Annotated in this window: 17 protein-coding genes and 2 pseudogenes; 3 read left to right on the forward strand and 16 right to left on the reverse strand. The window is 75.9% G+C overall.

What is annotated here, in order from left to right:
* Positions 1-4: 4 nt before the first annotated feature.
* From K7640_RS23350 to K7640_RS23360, 3 genes are all read right to left on the reverse strand, one after another.
* The gene (locus K7640_RS23350) at positions 5-718 is read right to left on the reverse strand and encodes a Pr6Pr family membrane protein (RefSeq protein WP_222957040.1); all 714 of its coding nucleotides are present in this window, start codon (positions 716-718) and stop codon (positions 5-7) included.
* Between the two features lie 219 nt (positions 719-937).
* Positions 938-1792, reverse strand: coding sequence for a hypothetical protein (locus K7640_RS23355; RefSeq protein WP_222957041.1), 855 nt, complete (start codon positions 1790-1792; stop codon positions 938-940).
* Positions 1793-1891: 99 nt separating this feature from the next.
* Positions 1892-2392: a DinB family protein gene (locus tag K7640_RS23360; RefSeq protein WP_222957042.1), complete on the reverse strand. Its 501-nt coding sequence runs from the start codon at positions 2390-2392 to the stop codon at positions 1892-1894.
* Positions 2393-2507: 115 nt separating this feature from the next.
* On the opposite strand from K7640_RS23360, the gene K7640_RS23365 reads away from it, so the two are divergent.
* Together K7640_RS23365 and K7640_RS30890 are read left to right on the forward strand one after the other, a co-directional pair.
* Positions 2508-3398, forward strand: a complete 891-nt coding sequence (locus K7640_RS23365) for a DUF72 domain-containing protein (RefSeq protein ID WP_222957043.1) — start codon at positions 2508-2510, stop codon at positions 3396-3398.
* A gap of 167 nt (positions 3399-3565) precedes the next feature.
* Positions 3566-4174, forward strand: a complete 609-nt coding sequence (locus K7640_RS30890; protein ID WP_222957044.1) for a GNAT family N-acetyltransferase — start codon at positions 3566-3568, stop codon at positions 4172-4174.
* A 112-nt stretch (positions 4175-4286) separates the two neighbouring features.
* Here the strand turns inward: K7640_RS30890 and K7640_RS23375 are convergent, their stop codons facing one another.
* Positions 4287-4940, reverse strand: a complete 654-nt coding sequence (locus K7640_RS23375; protein WP_222957045.1) for a GPP34 family phosphoprotein — start codon at positions 4938-4940, stop codon at positions 4287-4289.
* Between the two features lie 195 nt (positions 4941-5135).
* Here K7640_RS23375 and K7640_RS23380 point away from each other — a divergent pair, with 195 nt between their 5' ends.
* Positions 5136-6653: an APC family permease gene (locus K7640_RS23380; protein WP_222957046.1), complete on the forward strand. Its 1518-nt coding sequence runs from the start codon at positions 5136-5138 to the stop codon at positions 6651-6653.
* A 150-nt stretch (positions 6654-6803) separates the two neighbouring features.
* Here the strand turns inward: K7640_RS23380 and K7640_RS23385 are convergent, their stop codons facing one another.
* The 12 genes and pseudogenes from K7640_RS23385 to K7640_RS23440 form a co-directional block, all read right to left on the reverse strand.
* A complete protein-coding gene (locus K7640_RS23385) occupies positions 6804-7187 on the reverse strand; it encodes a hypothetical protein (protein ID WP_222957047.1) in 384 nt (127 codons plus the stop codon).
* 27 nt (positions 7188-7214) lie between these two features.
* The gene (locus K7640_RS23390) at positions 7215-7841 is read right to left on the reverse strand and encodes a hypothetical protein (protein WP_222957048.1); all 627 of its coding nucleotides are present in this window, start codon (positions 7839-7841) and stop codon (positions 7215-7217) included.
* A 116-nt stretch (positions 7842-7957) separates the two neighbouring features.
* Positions 7958-8812 carry an alpha/beta fold hydrolase gene (locus K7640_RS23395; protein WP_222957049.1) on the reverse strand — a complete coding sequence of 285 codons (855 nt, stop codon included), beginning with the start codon at positions 8810-8812 and terminating at the stop codon, positions 7958-7960.
* A gap of 250 nt (positions 8813-9062) precedes the next feature.
* Positions 9063-10007 (reverse strand): annotated as a pseudogene (locus tag K7640_RS23400) (glycosyltransferase family 9 protein); the annotation flags it as partial.
* Positions 10004-10699, reverse strand: a complete 696-nt coding sequence (locus K7640_RS23405; protein ID WP_374198114.1) for an SDR family oxidoreductase — start codon at positions 10697-10699, stop codon at positions 10004-10006. The gene K7640_RS23405 and the pseudogene K7640_RS23400, both read right to left, overlap by 4 nt.
* Complete coding sequence (locus K7640_RS23410) at positions 10696-12099, reverse strand: PfkB family carbohydrate kinase (RefSeq protein ID WP_222957051.1); 1404 nt, start codon at positions 12097-12099, stop codon at positions 10696-10698. The genes K7640_RS23405 and K7640_RS23410 overlap by 4 nt, the downstream gene beginning before the upstream one ends.
* Before the next feature lie 197 nt (positions 12100-12296).
* Positions 12297-12959, reverse strand: a pseudogene (locus K7640_RS23415) (SIS domain-containing protein); the annotation flags it as partial.
* Entirely contained in the window at positions 12959-14176 is a 1218-nt protein-coding gene (locus K7640_RS23420; RefSeq protein ID WP_222957053.1) for a glycosyltransferase, read from the reverse strand. The gene K7640_RS23420 and the pseudogene K7640_RS23415, both read right to left, overlap by 1 nt.
* Positions 14161-15135, reverse strand: coding sequence for a glycosyltransferase (locus tag K7640_RS23425; protein ID WP_222957054.1), 975 nt, complete (start codon positions 15133-15135; stop codon positions 14161-14163). Before K7640_RS23425 ends, K7640_RS23420 begins: the two co-directional genes overlap by 16 nt.
* A 53-nt stretch (positions 15136-15188) precedes the next feature.
* The gene (locus K7640_RS23430; RefSeq protein ID WP_222957055.1) at positions 15189-16793 is read right to left on the reverse strand and encodes an HAD-IIIA family hydrolase; all 1605 of its coding nucleotides are present in this window, start codon (positions 16791-16793) and stop codon (positions 15189-15191) included.
* On the reverse strand, positions 16793-17809 hold the full coding sequence (locus K7640_RS23435; protein ID WP_222957056.1) for a glycosyltransferase family 2 protein: 1017 nt from the start codon (positions 17807-17809) through the stop codon (positions 16793-16795). Before K7640_RS23435 ends, K7640_RS23430 begins: the two co-directional genes overlap by 1 nt.
* Positions 17806-19485, reverse strand: coding sequence for a carbamoyltransferase C-terminal domain-containing protein (locus K7640_RS23440; protein WP_222957057.1), 1680 nt, complete (start codon positions 19483-19485; stop codon positions 17806-17808). Before K7640_RS23440 ends, K7640_RS23435 begins: the two co-directional genes overlap by 4 nt.
* Positions 19486-19627: the final 142 nt, after the last annotated feature.

Here is a 19627-nt window from a genome sequence, read left to right on the forward strand (position 1 = left end):
CGGCCTACCGGTCGGTGGTCGCCGCCGCGTCCGACCGGGTGCCCGGCACCGGTGTCGCCACGTCGTCCGTGCCGCCCGGCGCGGCGGTGGTCCCGGCCCGGCCGAGCAGCCGGTCGACGCCGACGAGGAGCAACCCGAGCAACCAGAACGCCACCGCGAAGCCGACGGCGCTGACCGACACCCCGCCGTAGCCGAGCTGCCCGGCGTCGACGAACGGGTACGGATACCGGTGCACGATGAGGCCGCGGACCAGCGCGAACCCGAGGTACGCCAGCGGGAAGGCGAGCCACCAGGCGGCATGGCGGGGGCGGAGCCGGCCGCGCCGGTCGAAGAACGCCCAGTCGACCACCGCCAGCAGCGGCACGACGGTGTGCAGGAACTGGTTACCGAGCGCCTCGCCGAGCGCCCGCTCTGGCTGGACCATCGCGAACGGGCTGGCCGGGTTGGCCAGCACGAGGTGGTAGACGACCCCGGTGATGGTGATGTAGAGCGTGACGGCGCCCTTGACGGCGGACGGCGGCTCGAGCCGGTCCCGCCAGCCACACCAGGCGGCGTACCCGGCGAAGAGGCCGACGGCCACGTTGCTCTGGATGGTGAAGTAGGGCAACAGGCCCGTGACGGTCGCCGGGCCGAGGGCGGTGAGCACGATCCCGGCCACCACGCTGACCACGATCGCCAGGCGCAGGGCCGTCGCCAGGCGTCGACGCCGCAGGGTCATCGGGGCAAGCTACCAGCCAGGGCCCCGGCCGGCGGCCGAGGGTGCCGGCGGCCCCGAGCCCGGTCCGTGTCGCCCGGCGCCGGGGAACGGGTGCCGGTTGTCGGGGCCCGGCCCGCGTCGCCCGGGGCCGGTCGGCGGGTCCCGGCGGCCCCGGGCCCGGCCCGCAGCGCCAGCGCCGGTCAGCCGGTGCCGGCACCCGGCCGCGTCGGCCGCCGCCGGTCAGCGGGTTTCGGCGCTCGGGGCCGAGGTGCCCTGGGTGTTGCTCGATCTGCCGGCCGGAGCCGACGGGTGCTCCGGGTGGGACTGCCCGGTCGAGCCGTTGCTCGGCGTGGCCGAGCCGGGCTCGGCCTTCGGCGAACCGGACTGGGGACTCCCCGAGCCGGGGGTGACCCTCGGCGAGCCGGACTGCGGATTCGCCGGGCCGGACTGGGAATTCGCCGAGCCGGGCTCGGCCTTCGGCGGGTCGGACGGGGCCCGGCCCGGCCGGTCGGCGAGCACCCGGTCGCAGTAGCCGGCCACCCGGTCCCGCCCGCCGGCCGCGTCGACCAGCCGGTCGAAGGCGGGACTGTCCAGGTTGCCCTTCGGGCCGGCGCGCAGGTGTGCCCGGTAGGACCGGCACAGCCCCCGGTCGACCTCGGGGTGGGACGGCCCCGCCGAGGCGAACGGGGGTGGGGTGGCCGGGTCGCCCGGCGTCGCGGTGGGCCGCTGCGGAGTGACCGACGGTGCGGGGCCGGTCGCCGGCCCGGGACGCAACGGCGTGGGCAGGGTGCCGGTGGCGGCGGCGTACGCCACGCCGCCGGTGGCCGTGACCGCGAGGACCGCCGCGCCGATCCGCACGCCCCACCGGCCGGCCAGCCCGCGCGTCGCCACCGACGTGACCGGCAGGACCGCCCCGGCGCGGGCCATCCGGTAGGCGTGCAGCGCGGCGTCCTCGCCGGCCAGCTCGCCCGGACGCGGGGTGGCGCGTACCGCGGTCAGCAGCGCCACCAGCGCCGGCGATCCGTGCGGCGGGGCGGCGGGCCGACCGGCGAGCAGTCGCTCGGCGGTCTCCTGGTCCATGCGGTGTGCGTTCATCTCGTGTCCCTCAGCGCCACCCGGCGTCGGGACGTCACATCCGCGACCGGTGGAGCGGGGCGCTCAGCGGACCGCGGCCACCATGTGGGACCGCGCGGGTCAACCCATGGATCTCGCCCCGTCGATCGACTCGCGGATGATGTCGGCGTGGCCGGCGTGCTGGGTCACCTCGGAGAGCAGGTGCAGCACCGTCCGCCGGACCGACCAGCTGGCGCCGGGGGGAAACCACGGCGCCGCCGGCAGCGGGTGGGCCGTGTCGAGGTCGAGGGTCGCGATCAGCTCGTCGGTCGCCGCGGCCACCTCCGCCCACGCCTCGACCAGCCCGGCCAGCGTCGCGCCCGGCGGCATCCGGAACTGGCCGCTCCAGTCCACCGACACGCGGCCCATCTCCGCCGCGCCGCCCACCATGAACCGCCCCCAGGACAGCTCCATCGTGGTGAGGTGGTGCACCAGGCCACCGAGGCAGAGCTCGCTGGCGGTGCTGCGCAGGCCGGCCTGCTCGTCGGTCAGGCCCGCCACGGTGCGCAGGAACAACCGGCGGCGGTCGCGCATCGCCTCGATCAGGTCACCCCGCTCGCCGGCCGGCTCCGAAGTGGTCATCCTCGCCCCTTCCGTCGGTCGATCCGGGTCCGAACCTAGGCCCGACCCCCGACAGTTCCGCCGCGCGCCGCGCCAGCGGTTGCCGATCCGGGCGAACCGGGGTGAACTGAATTACATGGGTGTCATCAAGGTGGGGACGTCGTCCTGGGCGGACCAGCTGCTGGTGCGCTCCGGCTGGTATCCCCGCGAGGTCAACAACCCGGCCGGCCGGCTCGGCTACTACGCCGAGCGGTTCCCGGTGGTCGAGGTGGACACCTCCTACTACGCGGTGCCGGCGCCGGAGACCACCACCGCCTGGGTCGCCGCCACCCCGTCCGGATTCACCTTCGACGTCAAGGCGTTCAGCCTGTTCACCGGGCACCACACCCCGGTCGCGGCGCTGCCGAAGGACCTGCGGCCGGCCGGCGGTCCGAGCCGGATCCGCTGGCGGGACCTGTCGCCGGAGGCGTACGACGAGATGTGGCGCCGGTTCCGCGCGGCGCTCGACCCGATCGCGGCGGCCGGCCGGCTCGGCGCGGTCCTGCTTCAGTTCCCACCCTGGTTGGCCGCCGGTGACGCCGCCCGCCGGCAGATCGTGGCCGCCGCCCGGCGGTGCGCGCCGTGGCGGGTGGCGGTCGAGCTGCGGCACGCCTCCTGGTTCGACGGCACCACCGCCGTGGACACCCTGACCTTCCTGGCCGAGCACGGCCTGACCTATGTCTGCGTGGACATGCCGCAGGGGCACGCCTCGTCCGTGCCGCCGATCGTGCTGGCCACCACCGAGCTGGCGGTGGTCCGGTTCCACGGGCACAGCGCGGCCTGGACCAGCGGCGACAAGCAGGAGAAGTTCCGCTACGCGTACGGCGAGGACGAGCTGCGGCACTGGGTCACGCGGTTGACCGGGCTGGCGGCGGAGGCCGCCGAGGTGCACGTGCTGATGAACAACTGCTGCGGCGACCAGGCCCAGCGTGACGCCGCCCGGCTGGCCGAGCTGCTCGCCGAACGGGCCGTACCGGCCGCCGGCTGAGCCCGCCGCCGACCGCCGGGGGTGTCGCGCCGCCCGCGGTGGTGGTGGGGTGCTGGCGCGGCCGGCGGTCTTGCGGCACCGGCCGCCCCGACTGGTAGCGTCCCGGGTCGGTTCGATGTAGACATTGCCCGACCCCCCGGTCGACGATCAGGTGCAGGAGAGAGTCAGTGACCCAGTGGCAGGGAGAAATCCGGCGTGCGTCGGCCGACGACGCGACGGCCGTCGCGGCGCTGCTCGGCGAGGCGTTCATGGCCGACCCGATCAGCGGGTGGATCTTCCCGGACGAGCGGCACCGGGCCGCCGCGCACCCGGCCTTCTTCGGGGAGTTCGTGCAGCTGGCCCTCCACGGCGGTGAGGTGTGGCTGGCGGGCGACGGGGCCGGCGCGACGCTCTGGCTGCCGGTGCTCGACAGCGGCCACGACGACGACGGCGAGGGCGCTGACCTCTACCGGGCGCTGGAGGCCGGGGCGGGCGCGGAAGCGATGAAGCGCTTCGCCGTGCTGGACGAGCTGATGACGGCCAACCACCCGGGCGAGCCGCACTGGTACCTGCCGTTCATCGGCGTGCACCCCGACCACCACGGCACGGGCGTCGGCTCGGCCCTGCTGGGCCACCAGCTCACCCGGCTCGACGCGGAGGGCCACCCGGCGTACCTGGAGGCGAGCAGCCTGCGCAACGCCGCCCTCTACGAGCGGCTCGGTTTCCGCCGCCGGCCGGTCACCCTCGACCTGCCGGACGGGCCGAGCCTCTACCCGATGTGGCGCGACCCGGCCTGATCCTGGCGCTCCTCCCGGCGGTCACCGTCGGGAGGAGCGACGAGGCGTGTGAAGCCGCTTACAGCGTCCCGGATGTCGGCGCGGGGCCGCCGGCCGGCTTGATCGGGAACGGTCAGCGGCGGACCGCGACGGTCGCCGCGTCGAGGGCGACGACCACCGCCGCGACCAGGCCGTCCAGCGGCGGGGGCAGGAACTTGCGGCACTCCCGCATCCGCGCGGAGACCTGCTCGTCGAAGGCCACCGACCCCACCCCGACCGCCCCGGTCAGCGACGCCAGCAGGACGGTCTCCACGTCCAGCTCGTTGGGCTGGTGACGCATCAGCAGCGCGGTGAGCCGCACCCGCGGCGCGGCCGCCTGGTTCGGGTCGACCGCCGGCCAGCGCACCCCGCGCCGCAGGACCCCGCTCTGTTCCCGGCGCACCACGCCGGTGTTGACCAGCCGGGTGCCGACCCGCTCCCGGATCTGCTGATGTTCGCGCAGGTAGCGGATCCACAGCCGGGTCGGGTGCACCCCCTCCCGGCCGAGGATCTCGGTGACGATGAGGTCGGTCAGTGGCTCCTGCCACAGCCGGCGGTCCACCGCCACCACGCCGCCGTTGTCGATGGTGATCCGCCGTTCGAAGATCAGCTCCGCCATCGCCGCGCCGGCCAGCGCGAATTCGAGGCGGTCCGTCGCTCCGTGTGGTTTGCCGGAGAACTCATCGTGACCGATCAGGAACAGCGCATCGGCGAGCCGATACGCGGAGTGTGCACTGTGGTTGGTCATGGGCATCCTCAGCCAGGGCCGCTACGAGCGTCGACACGGCACGGTACGGCATGCACACGCGCTGTTCAATTCGGGTGATCGTGTGAACACTTGGGCAAGATCTCCGAAGTGGACTTGTGACAATCCGTGATCACCAATACCCTGCCACACGGATCTCTCTGATCACCCCTCACTCACGCCCCCTCAGGAGAAAAGTTGTCCTCCGATCCGTTCTTCTCCGACAGCGGTCTGCGCCGCGGGCGACTCGGGACCGCTCACCTGGTCTTCTTCACGGTCGCCGCGTCCGCCCCCCTGACCGTTCTCGGCGGTGGTGTCACCACCATGTACGCGGTGAGCGGCAACATGGGTGCCGCCCTCAGCTATGTCCTGCTCGCCGCCGTGCTGGCGGTCTTCGCCGTCGGCTACGCGGCGATGAGCCGCCACGTCGCCAACGCCGGCGCCTTCTACGCCTACATCGCCAACGGGCTCGGCCGGGCCGGCGGGGTGGCCGGCTCCGCCGTCGCGCTGGCCGCCTACAACGCGATCCAGATCGGCCTGTACGGCCTGCTGGGCGCGATCCTCAAGGACTTCATGGTCGCCAAGTTCGACATCGACCTGGCCTGGTGGGTCTGGGCCCTGGTCGCCTGGGTGATCGTCGGCCTGCTGGGCGTCCTGCGGGTCGACCTGAACGCCACGGTGCTGGCCGTCCTGCTCGGCCTCGAGTGCGTCGTGGTGGTCATCTTCGACATCGTGTCCTTCGCCCACCCGGGCGGCGGCATGGTCACCGTCGACGGCATCCTGCCCGGCAACCTCTTCGCCGCCGGCTTCGGCGCCGTGCTGGCCTTCGGCATCGCCTCCTTCACCGGCTTCGAGAGCGGCGCCATCTACAGCGAGGAGGTCAAGGACCCCCGTCGCACGGTGGCCCGGGCCACCTACATCGCGGTCGCCTTCACCGGTCTCTTCTACGCCCTGTCCGCCTGGGCGCTGACCGTGCTGACCGGTCCGGAGAACGCCGCCGCCGCCTCCGCGGAGGCCGGCCCGGGCGTCGTGTTCGGCGCCCTCGAGCAGTACGCCGGCGTCATCGTCGCCGACATCGCCAACGTCCTGTTCATCACCTCGGTGCTGGCGGCGCTGCTGTCGTTCCACAACGGTGTGGCCCGCTACCTCTACGCCCTCGGCCGGGAGCACGTGCTGCCCCGTTTCCTCGGTGCCACCTCCAACCGCAGCGGCGCGCCGATCGCCGGCTCGCTCGTGCAGAGCGCCCTCGCCGTGGTGGTCTTCCTGCTCTTCGCCTTCACCAACCGGGACCCGGTCATCGACCTGTTCACCTGGCTGTCCGGTGCGGCCGCCGTCGGCGTGGTGCTGCTGATGACGCTGACCTCGGCCGCCGTGGTGGGCTTCTTCCGCGGCCGGCCCGGGCCCGAGACGACCTGGCAGCGGGTGGTCGCGCCGTCGCTGGGCACCATCCTGCTCGGCGCCGTGCTGGGCGTGCTGCTGGTGAACTTCGACTCGCTGCTGGCCCCGGAGAACCCCTCGTACCTGCGGTGGCTGCTGCCGGCGATCCCGGTCGTCGCCATGCTGATCGGCCTCGTCTGGGGTGTCGCGCTCAAGTCGGTGCGCCCGGAGGCGTACGCCCGGATCGGTCGGGTCACCGAGGAGGGCCTGCACGAGCCCGGCCTGCACCCGGTGCCGGAGCCGGAGCGGGACCTCTGGCAGAGCGGCCACCGGCGCTGACCCCGCCCCGCCCTGACTGGAACGGCCCGGCCGCGCGCTCGCGCGGCCGGGCCGTTCGCCGTCTCCGGCACACGACGTGCCGCACGTCGGGCCTTCCCCGGGCGGTAAGGGTGCGACGTGCCGCAAGTTGGGCCCACGCGAACCGTCGCCTCAGTCCCGGGTCACCCCTTCGGGGTGCATTCCGGTTGCTTCCTCCAGTGCGTTGTCGGGCAGGTCCCCGCCGGCCCGGTCGTCCGGGAAGGTGCGGCGGGCCGGGGCCGGGTCGGGCGGCGCGCCCGGCCCCGCCTCGGTCGTCCGGGTCGGCTCGACCGACCCGAACCCGTGCCGGCCGGCCGGACCCGTCGGCGCGCCGGACACCCCCGCCCGGCGCTCGCCCCGGCGTCCCGGCGGCACGGCCGTCGCCTCGCTGCCCTCGTCCATCGGGTCGTCCTCGCCGGCGCCCCACGGCGGGTCGGCGTCGAAGCCGTCCGTGGTGCCCCAGGGTGCGGCCGACTCCGGCCCGCGACCCTCGCCCGGTCGTTCCTTCCCGCTCATCGCCACCTCACCGTTCTCGCCGGCCGTTCAGTGCGACATCGCCATCCGGCGCTTCACCGCGGCCATCGCCGCCACCTTGCCGGCCGTCCGGGGCGCGCTCATCAGCCCACCGGCGCGGCCGAGCATCCCGCGCAGCACCTGGCCCGGCTTCTGCTGCTCGCTCATGTAGGCGGTGACCACGACCAGCGAACCGGTCAGCGCCGGGATCGCCCACTGCAACATCCGCATCTGCCGTTGCCGCCCGGCCACGTCCGCCGGCGTCTGGTAGTTGGGCTCGGTGGTCCCCTCCACCGACGGGTTGCCGGCCCGTTCCAGCTGCCGGCCGACCAGGCGGCTGTAGCCGGTGACCGCGAGCGCGCCGACGGTGAGCGCCGTCTTGATCGCGCTCATCCGGCCCACCCCGCGCTGGCTCATCATCCGGGGACTCTCGGTGGCGAGCTCGCCGACGGCGCCGGCCAGGTGCGCGCCGATCGCCGCCGCGTTCACCGGGGTCCACCGGGACCATCCGGCCGAGGCGACCGGGAGCCGCTGGGTCGAGTCGCTGATCTGTGCCGCCGCGCCGTTGACCCCCAGCGCTCCCATCAGGGAGCCGCCGAACCAGGCCGCCAGGCCGAGATCGTGCATGGACCGCAACGCGGTGTGCCGTTCGGACATCTGATCCCCCTCCACGTGTTCGGGCGCAGCGGCTTACCCACCCTTCGCGCGACTACGCACCCGCCGGGCGGGTAGCCCCTGGCCAGGCCGGAAACCGACGGAAGGGGACAGGGGACCTAGCAGCGGGCGGCGAAGGCGGCCACCCGCTCGGCCAGCGGCCCGCCGGCGCGTACCCAGGTGAAGTGGTCGAGCGGGGCGCCGGCCTCGGCGACCGAATAGCGCTGCCGGGTCACCGGGGCGGCGGTCAGCTTGGCGCAGAGCAGGTCCATGGTCGGGTGCGGGGTGTACTGGTCGTCGTCGACGCTGATCGCCAGCACCGGGGTCGTCACGGTGGTCACGGCGGCCTCCGCGTCCACCCCGTCCAGCCGGGGGAAGCGGCCGGTGCGCGCGGTGTACGCCCAGTCGCGGATCACCCCGTGGGCCTGCCGACCGCCGAAGCCCCAGCCCGGCCAGACCCGCAGCGCCGCGGCCACCGCCGCGATCCCCTGGGTGTACGGCAGCACGCCCCACCCGCGCCGCCCCGGGTAGGACCGCCAGTAGGGCAGCCCGACGGCGACCAGCGCCAGCCCGTCCACCGGGGCGGGGCCGCTCAGGGCGAGGTGCAGCAGGGCCGCCTGCCCGCCGAGGGAGTGGCCGAGCAGCACGGTGGTGCGCCCGTCGAGCCGGGGCTTCAACGCGTCGAGCACCGCGCCGACGTCGGCGGCCAGCTCGGCGTAGCCGTACCGGCAGGCGCGGCTGGGGCGGGGCGTGCTCGCGCCGGTGCCGCGCAGGTCGGCGACGATCACCGCCAGCCCGGCGGCGCGCAGCGCGGCGGCGAACGGCCGGTAGTAGCGGGCGCGGACGCCCATCGCCGGCCAGATCACCACCACCGGCGCGCCCGGCGGGCCGGCCGGCTCCGGATAGACCTGGACGCCGAGCCGCGCCCCGTCGACGTCGACGAACTCCTGGGTGTACTCCGTGTCCCCGCGCACCGCCCCAGCCTAGTGCCGCAGGCTACCCGCTGGTAGCTACCGGGTCCGGGCGCCGCGGCGACACCGGCCGGCGGCCGTCCCCGCCCGCTTCCGCCGGCACGGCGGCCCGGCCCACTCCCGCCGGGACACCGGTCCGGTCCGCTTCCGCCGGGACGGCGGTCCGGCCCGCTTCCGCCGGGATGCCATCCCCGGCCGCTTCCGCCGGCCCAGCGGTCCGGCCGGCTCCCACGAAAACGGCGGGCCGGCCCACCGCAGCCCGGACGTCGGTCGGTGCGCCCGCCCGGGTTACCCGGTCCACCGCGGCCAGCACCGTCGGCACGTCCAGCGCGGCCAGCGCCGGATGCGGCGCCCCGGCCGGGCCCGACGGGCGCGGCCCGGCCCAGAGGGCCTGGTGCCACGGCCGGTCCGGCGGCGGCCCCCACCAGGCCGGCGGGACCGGCCCGAACAGCAGCACCGACGGGGTGCCGTAGCCGGTGGCCAGGTGCCCGACGCCGGTGTCCCCGCAGACCACCAGCCGGGCGTGGGCGACCAGCGCGGCCAGCTCGCCGACGTCGGTCGTGCCGGCCAGCACCGCCGACGCCGGCAGCCCGGCCGCGCGGGCCACCGCCCCGGCGAGCGGGGCCTCGGCGGCGGAACCGGTCACCACCACCCGGTGGCCCCGGTCGGTCAGCGCGCGGGCCAGCGCGGCGAACCGGTCGACCGGCCAGCGCCGCTGCGCCGCCTTGGCGCCCGGGTGCACGACCGTCACCCCGGTCGCACCGCCGGCCACCGCCGGCCGGCGCAGCGCCAGGTTTGTGCGGTCGGCGGGGATGCCGTACCAGCCGAGCAGTCGGCACCAGCGGTCCACCTCGTGTTCGTGGGCCCACCAGGGCGGGCCGTCGTGGTGGTCGGCGTCGGGGTTGGTGAAGGCGAGCAGCCGGTCGGGTCGGGTGGCGGTGAGCATCCGGTGGGACTGGGGTCCGCGGCCGTGGAGGTTGACGGCGAGGTGCGGTGGTGGGGCGGGCTGGTCGAGTGGGCCGAGGTCGTCGGTGTGGATCAGGCGGTCGATTCCGCCGACGAGGTCGACCAGTGGGGCGAGCCAGTGGGGTGCGGCCAGGGCGAGTTCCTGGTCGGGGTACGCGGTGCGTAGGGCGCGTAGGGCGGGGACGGTGGTGGCGAGGTCCCCGACGCCGAGCGCGCGCAGTACGAGGATCACGGGTAGGAGGTTTCCTGTTCGGCGCAGACGACCAGTTCGCGTACGGCACAGCCGGGTGGTTGGGACAACGCGAACATGACGGCGTTGGCGGTGTCGGCGGGGTCGTTGAGGTTGGCGTCGGGTCCGGGTTTGTATTGGGCGTCGCGGTCGTCGAAGAAGGCGGTGCGCATGCCGCCGGGGATGAGCAGGGTGACGCCGACGGTGCCGGCGAGTTCGGCGGCGAGGGCTCGGGTGAAGCCGACCACCCCGAACTTCGCCGCGCAGTACGCCGTGGCGTCGCTGACCGCCTTCACCCCCAACGTGGAGGCCACCGTCACCACCGTGCCGTGGCTGCGCTCCAGGTGTGGCAGCGCCGCCCGGACCACGGCGGCGGTGCCCAGCAGGTTGATCGTCACGATCCGGTCCCAGGTGGCCCCGTCGACGTCGGCCAGCTTGCCCGGCACGTCCATCCCGGCGGCGGTGACCAGGCCGTGCAGCCCGCCCGCCTGCTCGGCGATCTGCCGGGTGGCCTCCTCGGCCGCGCGGGTGTTGCCCAGGTCGCACTCCACCCACGGCACCCCGTCCGCCGGTGGCTGCCGGTCCAGCACGTACGGCCGGCCGCCGGCCTTGGCCACCGCGGTCACCACCGCCGCGCCCAGCCCGCTCGACCCGCCGGTGACCAGGATCGCCGCGCCGTTCATGTCCCTGCTCATACCGCTCCCTCGACAAGGTGGAGGCCGCGCCGACGCGCGGCGGTGATGGTGTTGGTGGTGGACCGGTTGGCCAGGTAGGGGACGGTGACCACCCGTCCGCCCCACCGGTGGACCAGTTCGGCCTCGGGCAGTTCGGCGCCGCCCTCGCCGTAGTCGCCGCCCTTGACCCAGACGTCCGGGCGCAACCGGCCCAGCACCCGGTGCGGGGTGGGCTCGTCGAAGACCGCCACCGCGTCGACGCAGTCCAGCGCGGCCAGCAGCCGGGCCCGGTCCTGCTCCGGGTTGACCGGCCGCTCCGGACCCTTCAACCCCCGGACGCTGCGGTCGGAGTTGAGGCAGACGACCAGGCAGTCGCCCAGCCGGCGGGCCGCCCGGAGAGTGGCGAGGTGCCCGGCGTGCAGGATGTCGAAGCAGCCGCCGGTGGCCACCACCGTGCCGCCGTCGGCGCGTACCCTCGCCACCACGTCGTCGGCGGTGCCGGCCGGTGCGGCCGGGCGGTCCGGCTCCCGGTGCAGCCCGGCGGCCCCGCCGGCGGCGACGTACCCGGACGCGGCCTCGACCGCCGCCTGGACCGCCTCCGCCGTCGAGGCCCCGTCGCCGAGGGCCAGCGCGGCGGTGGCGGCGAACCGGTCCCCGGCGCCGCAGGTGTCCTCGACCCGGTCCAGGGCGGACGGCGGCGGGACGACCAGGGGGATGCCGCCGCCGTGGCAGAGCACCGCGCCGTCGGCGCCCGTGGTCACCGCGACCGCCCCCACCCGCCAGCGCCTTCGCAGTTCGTGGCCGGCGCGGGTGGCGGTGGACAGCGGCGAGCCGCCGCCGGCGTCGCCGGTGAGCTGCCGCAGCTCGGCGAGGTTCGGCGTGGCCAGCCGGGCCCCGGGCAGGGCCGCCGGGCCGCGCGGGTGCGGGTCCCAGACCACCGGGGCGGACGCCTCGGCCAGCGCGGCCCGCAGGGTCGGCTGGCGCAGCAGGCCGCGACCGTAGTCGCTGACCAGGATCGCCCGGGCCCGGCCCAGCAGGTCCCGCACCGCCTCCGGCGGCTCGCCCGGCGGTTGCGGGTCGCCGCCCCGGTCCAGCCGCAGCAGGGTCTGCCCGCCGGCCCGCAGCCGGATCTTCTCGGCGGTCGCGCCGGGCAGGTGCAGCGGATACACCTCCACCCCGGCGTCGGCGAGCAGCCCGGCGATCCGGGCCCCACCGGCGTCGTCGGCCAACGCGGTGACCAGCGCGACCTCGGTGCCCTGGGCGGCGGCCAGCAGGGCGGCCAGCCCGGCGCCGCCGGGCCGGTCCACGGCGGCCCGCTCGTCGAGCACCGGCACCGGGGCGTCCGGGCAGACCCGGTTAACCGCGCCGCTGACGTCCCGGTCCAGCAGCGCGTCGCCGACCACCACCAGCGGGCCGGTCACGACTGCACCCACCCCGTGCCGGTCGACCGCGCCACACCGTCGTGCCCGTTGCGGCCGGGCCCGTCCGGTGCGGACCCGCCGTGGCCGTTGCGGCCGGGCCCGTCGCCGTTGCGGGCGTGCGGGGCGTGGCCGTTCGCCGCGACGGCCCGGCCGCTCACCACGCCGGCCAGCACGTGCTCGCCCCCGATGGCGGGCCGGACGCCGTCCCGGGCCGGCGGCACGTCCCGCTCCCAGGCCGGCGGCACCGCGCGCAGCCGGGCCACCCGCGTGCCCGGCAGGTCACGCACCAGCGGCAGCGCCCGGTCCACGTACTCGCAGAGCAGGTGCGAGGAGACCAGGTGCAGCTCCTGCACCACCTGGCTGTCCGCCGACGGCACGGCGAGCACGTCGTGGCAGAGCTCGGCGAGCGGGTTGGGGGTGGGGCCGGTGAAGGCCCAGCAGCGGAGTCCGGTTTCGCGGCCGGCGTGGGCGGCGGTGAGGAGGTTGGGGCTGGTGCCGCTGGTGGAGAGTAGGAGGAGGATGTCGCCGGGTCGGCCGTGGGCGTGGACCTGGCGGGCGAAGATGTGGTCGTAGCCGTAGTCGTTGCCGATGGCGGTGAGGGCGCTGGTTTCGGCGTGTAGGGCGAGGGCGGAGAGGGGTTGGCGGTCGTGGCGGAGTTTGCCGACGAGTTCGGCGGTGAGGTGTTGGGCTTCGGCGGCGCTGCCGCCGTTGCCGGCGACCAGTAGTCGGCCGCCCCGGGTCAGGGTGCCGGCCAGCTCGGTGCCCCAGTCGGCCAGCCGCTCGGCCGCCCGCCGGTACGGCAGCAGCGCGGCGGCCAGGCCGGTCAGGTGCTGATCCAGCGGGCAGAGCGCGTCGCTCATCAGGCCACCGCCGGAGCGGGGCGGCCGAGGGCGGCGACCGAGGCGTAGACCGTGCCGAGCTGTTCGGCGCACCGCTTCCAGGAGTACCGGCTGCGGATGCGGTCCAGCGCCGCCGTGGCGTACGCGAAGCGCCGGACCTGGTCGGCGAGCAGCCGGCGCAGGGTGACGCCCAGCGTGCGGGGGTCGCGCGGCGGCACCAGGTCGCCGGTCAGCCCGTCGACCACGGTGTCGGCGATGCCGCCCACGTTGGTGCCGACGACCGGCACGCCGCAGGCCATCCCCTCCAGCGGGGTGAGCCCGAACGGCTCGTACCAGGGGGCGGCGACCAGCACGTCGGCCGACCGGTACCAGGCGCCCATCTCCTCCCGGGGCACCCCGCCGACCAGCTTCACCCGGTCGGCCACGCCGCAGGACTCGGCGACGGCCCGCAGTTTGCGGGCGAAGGTGTCGGCGGGCAGCAGGTCGGCGGCGGGCCCACCGACCATCACGCACTCCGCCTCGGGCACCGCCGGCAGCGCCCGGACCACGTCCAGGAACCCCTTGCGTTCCACCATCCGGCCGACGGTGAGCAGCCGGGGCCGGGCCGGGTCGCGCGGCGCGACCGGCCCGTCGGGGCGGAACACGTGCTGGTTCACCCCGGACGGGACCAGGGCCATCCGGGACCGGGGCACCCCCATCCGGACCAGCTCGCCCATCTCGTCCTCGCACTGCACGATCACCCGGTCGACCGCGCGGCCCAGCGCCCGCTCGTAGCCCATCCGGCGGCGCGGACTGGTGTCCCTGGCGCCCTGGTGGCGGCGCTTCACCGAGCCCAGCGCGTGGTACGTCAGCACCACCGGCACCCCGGTACGCCGGGCGGCGTGCACGGTGGCCAGCCCGCTCATCCAGAAGTGCGCGTGGGCCACCTCCGGGGTCCAGTCGCCGCGCCCCCACCGGTCGGCCAGCCACCACCCGAACTCGCCCATGTACGGCAGCAGGTCGTCCTTCGGCACCCGCTGCGCCGGCCCGGCCGGCACGTGGCAGACCTGGTACCCGTCCGGGCTGGCCACGTACTCGGGCAGGGCGGGGGAGTCACGGCGGGTGTAGACGCGCACGTCGTGCCCCTCGCCGACCAGCGCGGCAGCGAGTTCCGCCACGTGGGTGTTCTGGCCGCCGGCGTCCTCCTCGCCGAGGACGGCGAGCGGGCTGGCGTGCTCCGAAATCATCGCGATGCGCATGTCTCCTCCTCCATCAGCCGGTCCCAGTCGGCCAGGAACCGCTCGAGCCCGAACCGTTCCTTCGCCACGTCACGTCCCCTTGCCCCCAGCCGGTACGCCGCCTCCCGGTCGGTGGCGAGCCACCGGGCCGCCTCGACCAGGGTGTCGACGCGGGTGGAGAGCACCCCCGCGTCGGCCGGCACGGCGTCGACCGCCTCGGTGGTGGCCAGCGCGACCACCGGCATGCCGATCGACATCGCCTCGATCAGGCTGAGCCCGAGCGAGGTCCACCGGCACAGGTGCAGGTAGGCCCGCCGCCGGGCCACCTCCTCGTGCATCCGGTCCTGCGGCAGGTCGTCGTGGCTGGCCAGCGCGTCGGCGGGCAGGCCCAGCCGGTCACCGAGCCCGGCCACCCCCATGCCGAAGACGTCAAGCGGCGCGACGGCGGTGAACCGGGGCATCAGGTCGGTGCCGGTGACCCGCCAGCGGCGGACCGGCTCGTTTGTCACCACGGCCAGCCGGTCCAGCTCGCCGGTCCACTCGACGGCCGGCGGCACGATGCCGTGCTCGACCACGGTGCTGCGGGTGCCGCCGTTGTCCCAGAACAGCTGGTTGAAGTGGGTGACGTGGGTGAGCAGCAGGTCGTCCCGGTCGGCCATCGGGTGCCGGGTGTTCGGCACGTCGCCCTTCGGGGTGTTGTGCTCCACGTAGATCGCCGGCAGGTCCCGCCCGGGCCGGCGACCGAGCCACCGCTCGGCCAGCTCCAGCTCCTCGGGACGCTGGAGGATCACCAGGTCCACGTCGGCGGCGGCCAGCTCCGGCGGGGTCACCTCGACGGCGTTCTCCGGCCACCGGTAGGTGCGGGCCCGACCCAGCCCGTACGGGCCGCGGTCGGGGGTGACCGGCACGAGGTAGCGGTGCCGGCCGTGCACGAAGGACGTGGTCCAGGAGCCGTGCACGTGCCAGAGCAGGACGTTCATGTCTCTCCTCACACGATCGCGTCGGGTCGGGAACGGGGGGTGACGGCGCCTGCTCAGTCGGGGGGTCGGCGCACCAGGAGCCGGACGGCGGCGACCACGTCACCCGGGTCGACGCCGTTCAGGCAGGGGTGGCCGGGGATCGGGCAGCGGGCCGCCCGGGTGTCCCGGCAGGGTGCCCCGGCGTCGCCGAGCCGGACGGCGGGCACCCGGTAGGGGCCCCACTGTCCGTACGGGACGGTGGGGGCGAAGAGGCTGACCACCGGGGTGCCGACGGCGGCGGCGAGGTGCGCCGGGCCGGTGTTGCCCACGACCAGGCAGCGGGCCCCGGCGAGGATCCCGGCCAGCCCGGCCAGGTCGGTGCGACCGCCGAGGTCCACGCCACCGGCGGCGGCGACCCGGGCGGTCAGCTCCCGCTCGTCGGGTCCGCCGGTGACCACCACCCGGTGCCCGTCGGCGACCAGGGCGGCCACGATCCGCGCGCAGTGCTCGGGCGCGGCGGCCCGGGCCGGCACCGACGCCCCGGGGTGCACCACCAGGTACCCGCCGGCCGGCAGGTCGAGCCCGGGATCCGGCAGGTCGGCGCGCAGCCGCAGCGTGGGCTCGTCGCCGGTGGGGAGGGTGAAGCCGGTGGCGGCGGTGAGGGAGAGGGCGCGTTCGGGTTCGGGTACGCCGGGTGGGACCCGGTGGCGGGTGTCGAGGAGGCTGCCCGGGTAGTCGTCGCTGATGGCGGCGATGCGGGGAACGCCGGCCATCCGTAGCAGCAGGGCCAGGGGTAGTGGTGACTGGTGGAAGCTGGTGAAGATGACGGCTTCGTCGGCGTCGACGGCGGCGAGACGGTCGGTGAGCTGTCGCATGTCGTGCGGGTCGACGGGGGCGGGGTCACCGTCGATCCAGGGCAGGGGCCATTCGATGATGTGGTCGATGCCGGGGAGCAGGTTGGCGGCGGCGCGGCCTTGGGGGCCGCAGAGCAGGACGACACGGTGGGCGTGGGCGGCGACGGCGCGGATGGCGGGGCCGGTGACGAGGACGTCGCCGGCGGAGTCGCTGCGGGCGACGAGGACGGTGCCGGTGCGGCGGGGTCGGGTGGGGTGCAGGGCGTGCATGCGGCGCAGGATCTCGTCGGCGGCGGCGGGCAGGTCCCGGGCGATGGTGGGCGCGGCGTCGATCTCCTCGGGGCGGGTCACCGCCGTCGGCACCAGCACGCCGGCGGCCCCGGCGGCGAGCGCGGCCGTCATGTCCCGGCCGATGTCGCCGACCAGCACGCACCGGCCCGGCCGGGTGCCAAACGCCGCGGCGGCGGCGTGCACCATCCCGGGTGCGGGCTTGCGGCAGGCGCAGGCGGCGCCGTCGTCGTGCGGGCAGACCTGCCAGTCGTCGAACGGGCCGAGCAGCTCCTCGATGCGGGCGTGCACCGCCCGCATGTCCGCCTCGGTGAAGTAGCCCCGGGCCAGCCCGGACTGGTTGGTCACCACGCCCAGCCGCAACCCGGCCGCCCGCAACCGGTCCAGCGCCTCGCGGACCCCCGGCAACGGCCGCACCTTCTCCGGGTCACCGTTGTAGGGCACGTCCTCCACCAGCGTGCCGTCCCGGTCCAGCAGCACCGCGTCGTACAGGGCGGGGCCGCCGGGCCGGGTGCCCGGGGCAACGGGAGTGGACATCAGCGGCCCGCCCCGACGGACGGGGTGCGCCGCACGGCGCGGGTGCGCCACCAGCCGCGTACCCAGTGGCCGACGGCGAGTGGCGGGATCAGCGCGCTGGTCACCAGCATGACGCCGACCTCGCCGGCGTCGCGTGGCCCGGGGGCGATCCGGGCCCGGGCGAACTCGGCCGTGCCGGCCAGCCAGCCGCCGGCGGCGACGGCCGCGACGGCGCCGAGCGTCCGCCGCGCCGGGCCGGGCCGGGCGGCCAGCCGGCCCCCGGCGGCGGCGCACGCCACCAGCCCGGCGGCGGTCACCGCCACGTGCCGCGGCCGGCGGCCCGGCGGCAGGCCCAGGTCGGCGCGCCAGCGCCGGCCGTAGAGCCGGCGCAGCAGCGCGTCGTCGGCGTTGCCCCGCTGGGTGCGCAGGCTGACCCAGCGCCCCTCGGGGCGGACCGGGTGGACGACCCGCCGGCCGCCCCGGCGCAGCGCGAAGCCGGCCGCGTGGACCCGGTGGGCCAGCTCGGCGTCCTCCCGGTAGGCGCGCGGGAAACGCTCGTCGAAGCCACCGACCCGGGCCAGCGCCGCCCGGCGGTAGGCCATGTCGGCGGTGATCCACCGCCCGTCGGCCAGCCCGGCGGTGCCCCGCTCCCAGTCGGTCGGGCGCCGGTCGACCGGCAGCGGCACCTCGACCACGCCCTGCACCCCGCCGACGGCGGCCGGGGCCGCCAGGTCGTCGACCAGCCGCCGGGCCCAGTCCGGGGCCGGCACCACGTCGTCGTCGAGGAAGACCACCCACTCGCCGTGCGCCGCCAACCAGCCGAGGTTGCGGGCCGCCGCCGGGCCCGCGCCGCGCCCGGTCAGCACCTTCGTGTACGCGGTCAGCGCGCCCGGCACCGCCAGCTCCCCGGTGTCGTCGCCCCGGTCGTCGACCAGCAGCACCTCCACCTGGGGCAGCGCGGCGAGCTGGCCGGCGAGCGCGTCGAGCAGCACCGCCAGGCTGGGCCGGCCCAGGGTGGGCACCACGATGCTGATCACCGGTCACCGCCCGGCGCTGCCGGCGTGGTGCCCGCGCCCAGCGACCCGCGGTGCACGGCGAACGGGCCGAGGGCGAGCAGGTCCACCGGGGCGGAGCCGAACAGCTCCATCGCCTCGCGCGGGGTGTCCACCATGGGCCGGCCGGCGGTGTTCAGCGAGGTGTTCACCACCACCGGCAGGCCGGTGAGCCGCTCGAACTCGGCCAGCAGCTCGGCCACCAGCGGCTCGGTCTCGGTGTGCACGGTCTGCACCCGGGCGGTGCCGTCGACGTGGGTGACCGCCGGGATCCGGTCCCGCCACTGCGGGCGCACCCGGTGCACGAAGAGCATGTACGGGCTGGGATACACCCCGTCGAAGAGCTCCGCGAACCGTTCCGCGCGGACCATCGGGGCGATCGGGCGGAACTGCTCCCGGCCCTTGACGTCGTTCATCCGCCGGGTGGTGTCCGGGTCGCCGGGGTGGGCGAGCAGCGACCGGTGGCCCAGCGCCCGCGGGCCGTACTCGGCCCGCCCCTGATACCAGGCGACGATGCCGTTGCCGGCGAGCACCCGGGCCGCCTCGGCGGCGATCGACGCCGGCCGGGTGTACGGCAGCGCGGCCCGGCGCAGCTCCGCCTCCAGTTCCTCGTCCGACCAGCCCCGGCCCAGGTCCGCCCCGGCCATCGGGGTGGCCCGGTCACCCAGCTCGCCGGCGACGTGCAGGGCGGCGCCCAGCGCGGTGCCGGCGTCGCCGGCGGCCGGCTGCACCCACACCCGCCGGTACGGGCCCTCGGCGGCGAGCCGGGCGTTGGCCACGCAGTTCAGGGCCACCCCGCCGGCCAGGGCCAGGGTGCCGGCCCCGCCCGAGGCGTCGTGCAGCCAGCGGGACAGGTCGAGCAGCATCTCCTCCAGCCGGGCCTGCACGCTGGCGGCCAGGTCGGCGTGCTCCTCGGTCGGCTCGCCCCCGGCCGGGACGGCCTTCGCCAGGCTGGCCCAGTCGATCCGGTCCACCCGGAAGCCACCGTCGTCGGTGGCCCGGACCAGCTCGCGCAGCGCGCCCAGGTGCCGCGGCTCGCCGTACGACGCCAGCGCCATCACCTTGTACTCGTCGCTGGAGTGCCGGAAGCCCAGGTGCCGGGTCAGGTCCTCGTAGAGCAGGCCGAGCGAGTGCGGCAACTCCTGGCTGTGCAGCGACGACAACACGCCGTCGCGGTAGACGCCGGCCAGGTGGCTGGCCACCTCGCCGCGACCGTCCAGCACCAGCACGGCGGTGTCGTCCCCGGCGGTCGGCGCGGCCAGCCCGGCCGAGGCGGCGTGCGCCACGTGGTGCGGCACGAAGTGCACCTTCGCCGGGTCCAGGCCGGGCAGCGCGGCGGCGAGGAACTGCGGGGCGCGCTGGGCGTACTCGATTCGCAGCCAGTCCCACGGGTCGGCCAGGCCCAGGTCGGTGGCGTCCCGGCACAGCCCGGGGTCGAAGGAGTACGCCACGGCGTCCAGCGCGTCGACGTCGAGGCCGGCCTCGGCCAGGCACCAGGCGGCGGCGAGTTCCGGCAGCTCCCAGGCGGAGAAGGGCACCGGCCGCTTGCCGTGCTTGCGGCGGCTGAACCGTTCCTCCTCGGCGGCGGCCACCACCTGGCCGTCCACCACGAGGGCGGCGGCCGGATCGTGGAAGATCGCATTGATCCCGAGGACGCGCATGCGGAAGTCGTACCCTGGGCCGGCCGCCCTAACCCGAGATCACCGACTTCTCGCCGAACGCGTTGGCCTGCACTGATATCTCCATCCTGGAGAGACCGCGGGCGGCGTCCGCCCCCGCTGATCTCGCCGTTCGGTGGCGAGC

This window comes from Micromonospora sp. PLK6-60, from assembly GCF_019890675.1.
In the GTDB taxonomy this organism is placed as follows: domain Bacteria; phylum Actinomycetota; class Actinomycetes; order Mycobacteriales; family Micromonosporaceae; genus Micromonospora.

What these genes read in the sequence shown, in the direction of transcription:
- K7640_RS23375 (WP_222957045.1), bottom strand. Translation starts at nt 4,940, where the DNA reads ATGACCAACCACAGTGCACACTCCGCGTATCGGCTCGCCGATGCGCTG.
- K7640_RS23405 (WP_374198114.1), bottom strand. Translation starts at nt 10,699, where the DNA reads ATGAGCAGGGACATGAACGGCGCGGCGATCCTGGTCACCGGCGGGTCG.
- K7640_RS23360 (WP_222957042.1), bottom strand. Translation starts at nt 2,392, where the DNA reads ATGACCACTTCGGAGCCGGCCGGCGAGCGGGGTGACCTGATCGAGGCG.
- K7640_RS23350 (WP_222957040.1), bottom strand. Translation starts at nt 718, where the DNA reads ATGACCCTGCGGCGTCGACGCCTGGCGACGGCCCTGCGCCTGGCGATC.
- K7640_RS23385 (WP_222957047.1), bottom strand. Translation starts at nt 7,187, where the DNA reads ATGAGCGGGAAGGAACGACCGGGCGAGGGTCGCGGGCCGGAGTCGGCC.
- K7640_RS23430 (WP_222957055.1), bottom strand. Translation starts at nt 16,793, where the DNA reads ATGTCCACTCCCGTTGCCCCGGGCACCCGGCCCGGCGGCCCCGCCCTG.
- K7640_RS23355 (WP_222957041.1), bottom strand. Translation starts at nt 1,792, where the DNA reads ATGAACGCACACCGCATGGACCAGGAGACCGCCGAGCGACTGCTCGCC.
- K7640_RS23420 (WP_222957053.1), bottom strand. Translation starts at nt 14,176, where the DNA reads ATGCGCATCGCGATGATTTCGGAGCACGCCAGCCCGCTCGCCGTCCTC.
- K7640_RS23440 (WP_222957057.1), bottom strand. Translation starts at nt 19,485, where the DNA reads ATGCGCGTCCTCGGGATCAATGCGATCTTCCACGATCCGGCCGCCGCC.
- K7640_RS23390 (WP_222957048.1), bottom strand. Translation starts at nt 7,841, where the DNA reads ATGTCCGAACGGCACACCGCGTTGCGGTCCATGCACGATCTCGGCCTG.
- K7640_RS23365 (WP_222957043.1), top strand. Translation starts at nt 2,508, where the DNA reads ATGGGTGTCATCAAGGTGGGGACGTCGTCCTGGGCGGACCAGCTGCTG.
- K7640_RS23425 (WP_222957054.1), bottom strand. Translation starts at nt 15,135, where the DNA reads ATGAACGTCCTGCTCTGGCACGTGCACGGCTCCTGGACCACGTCCTTC.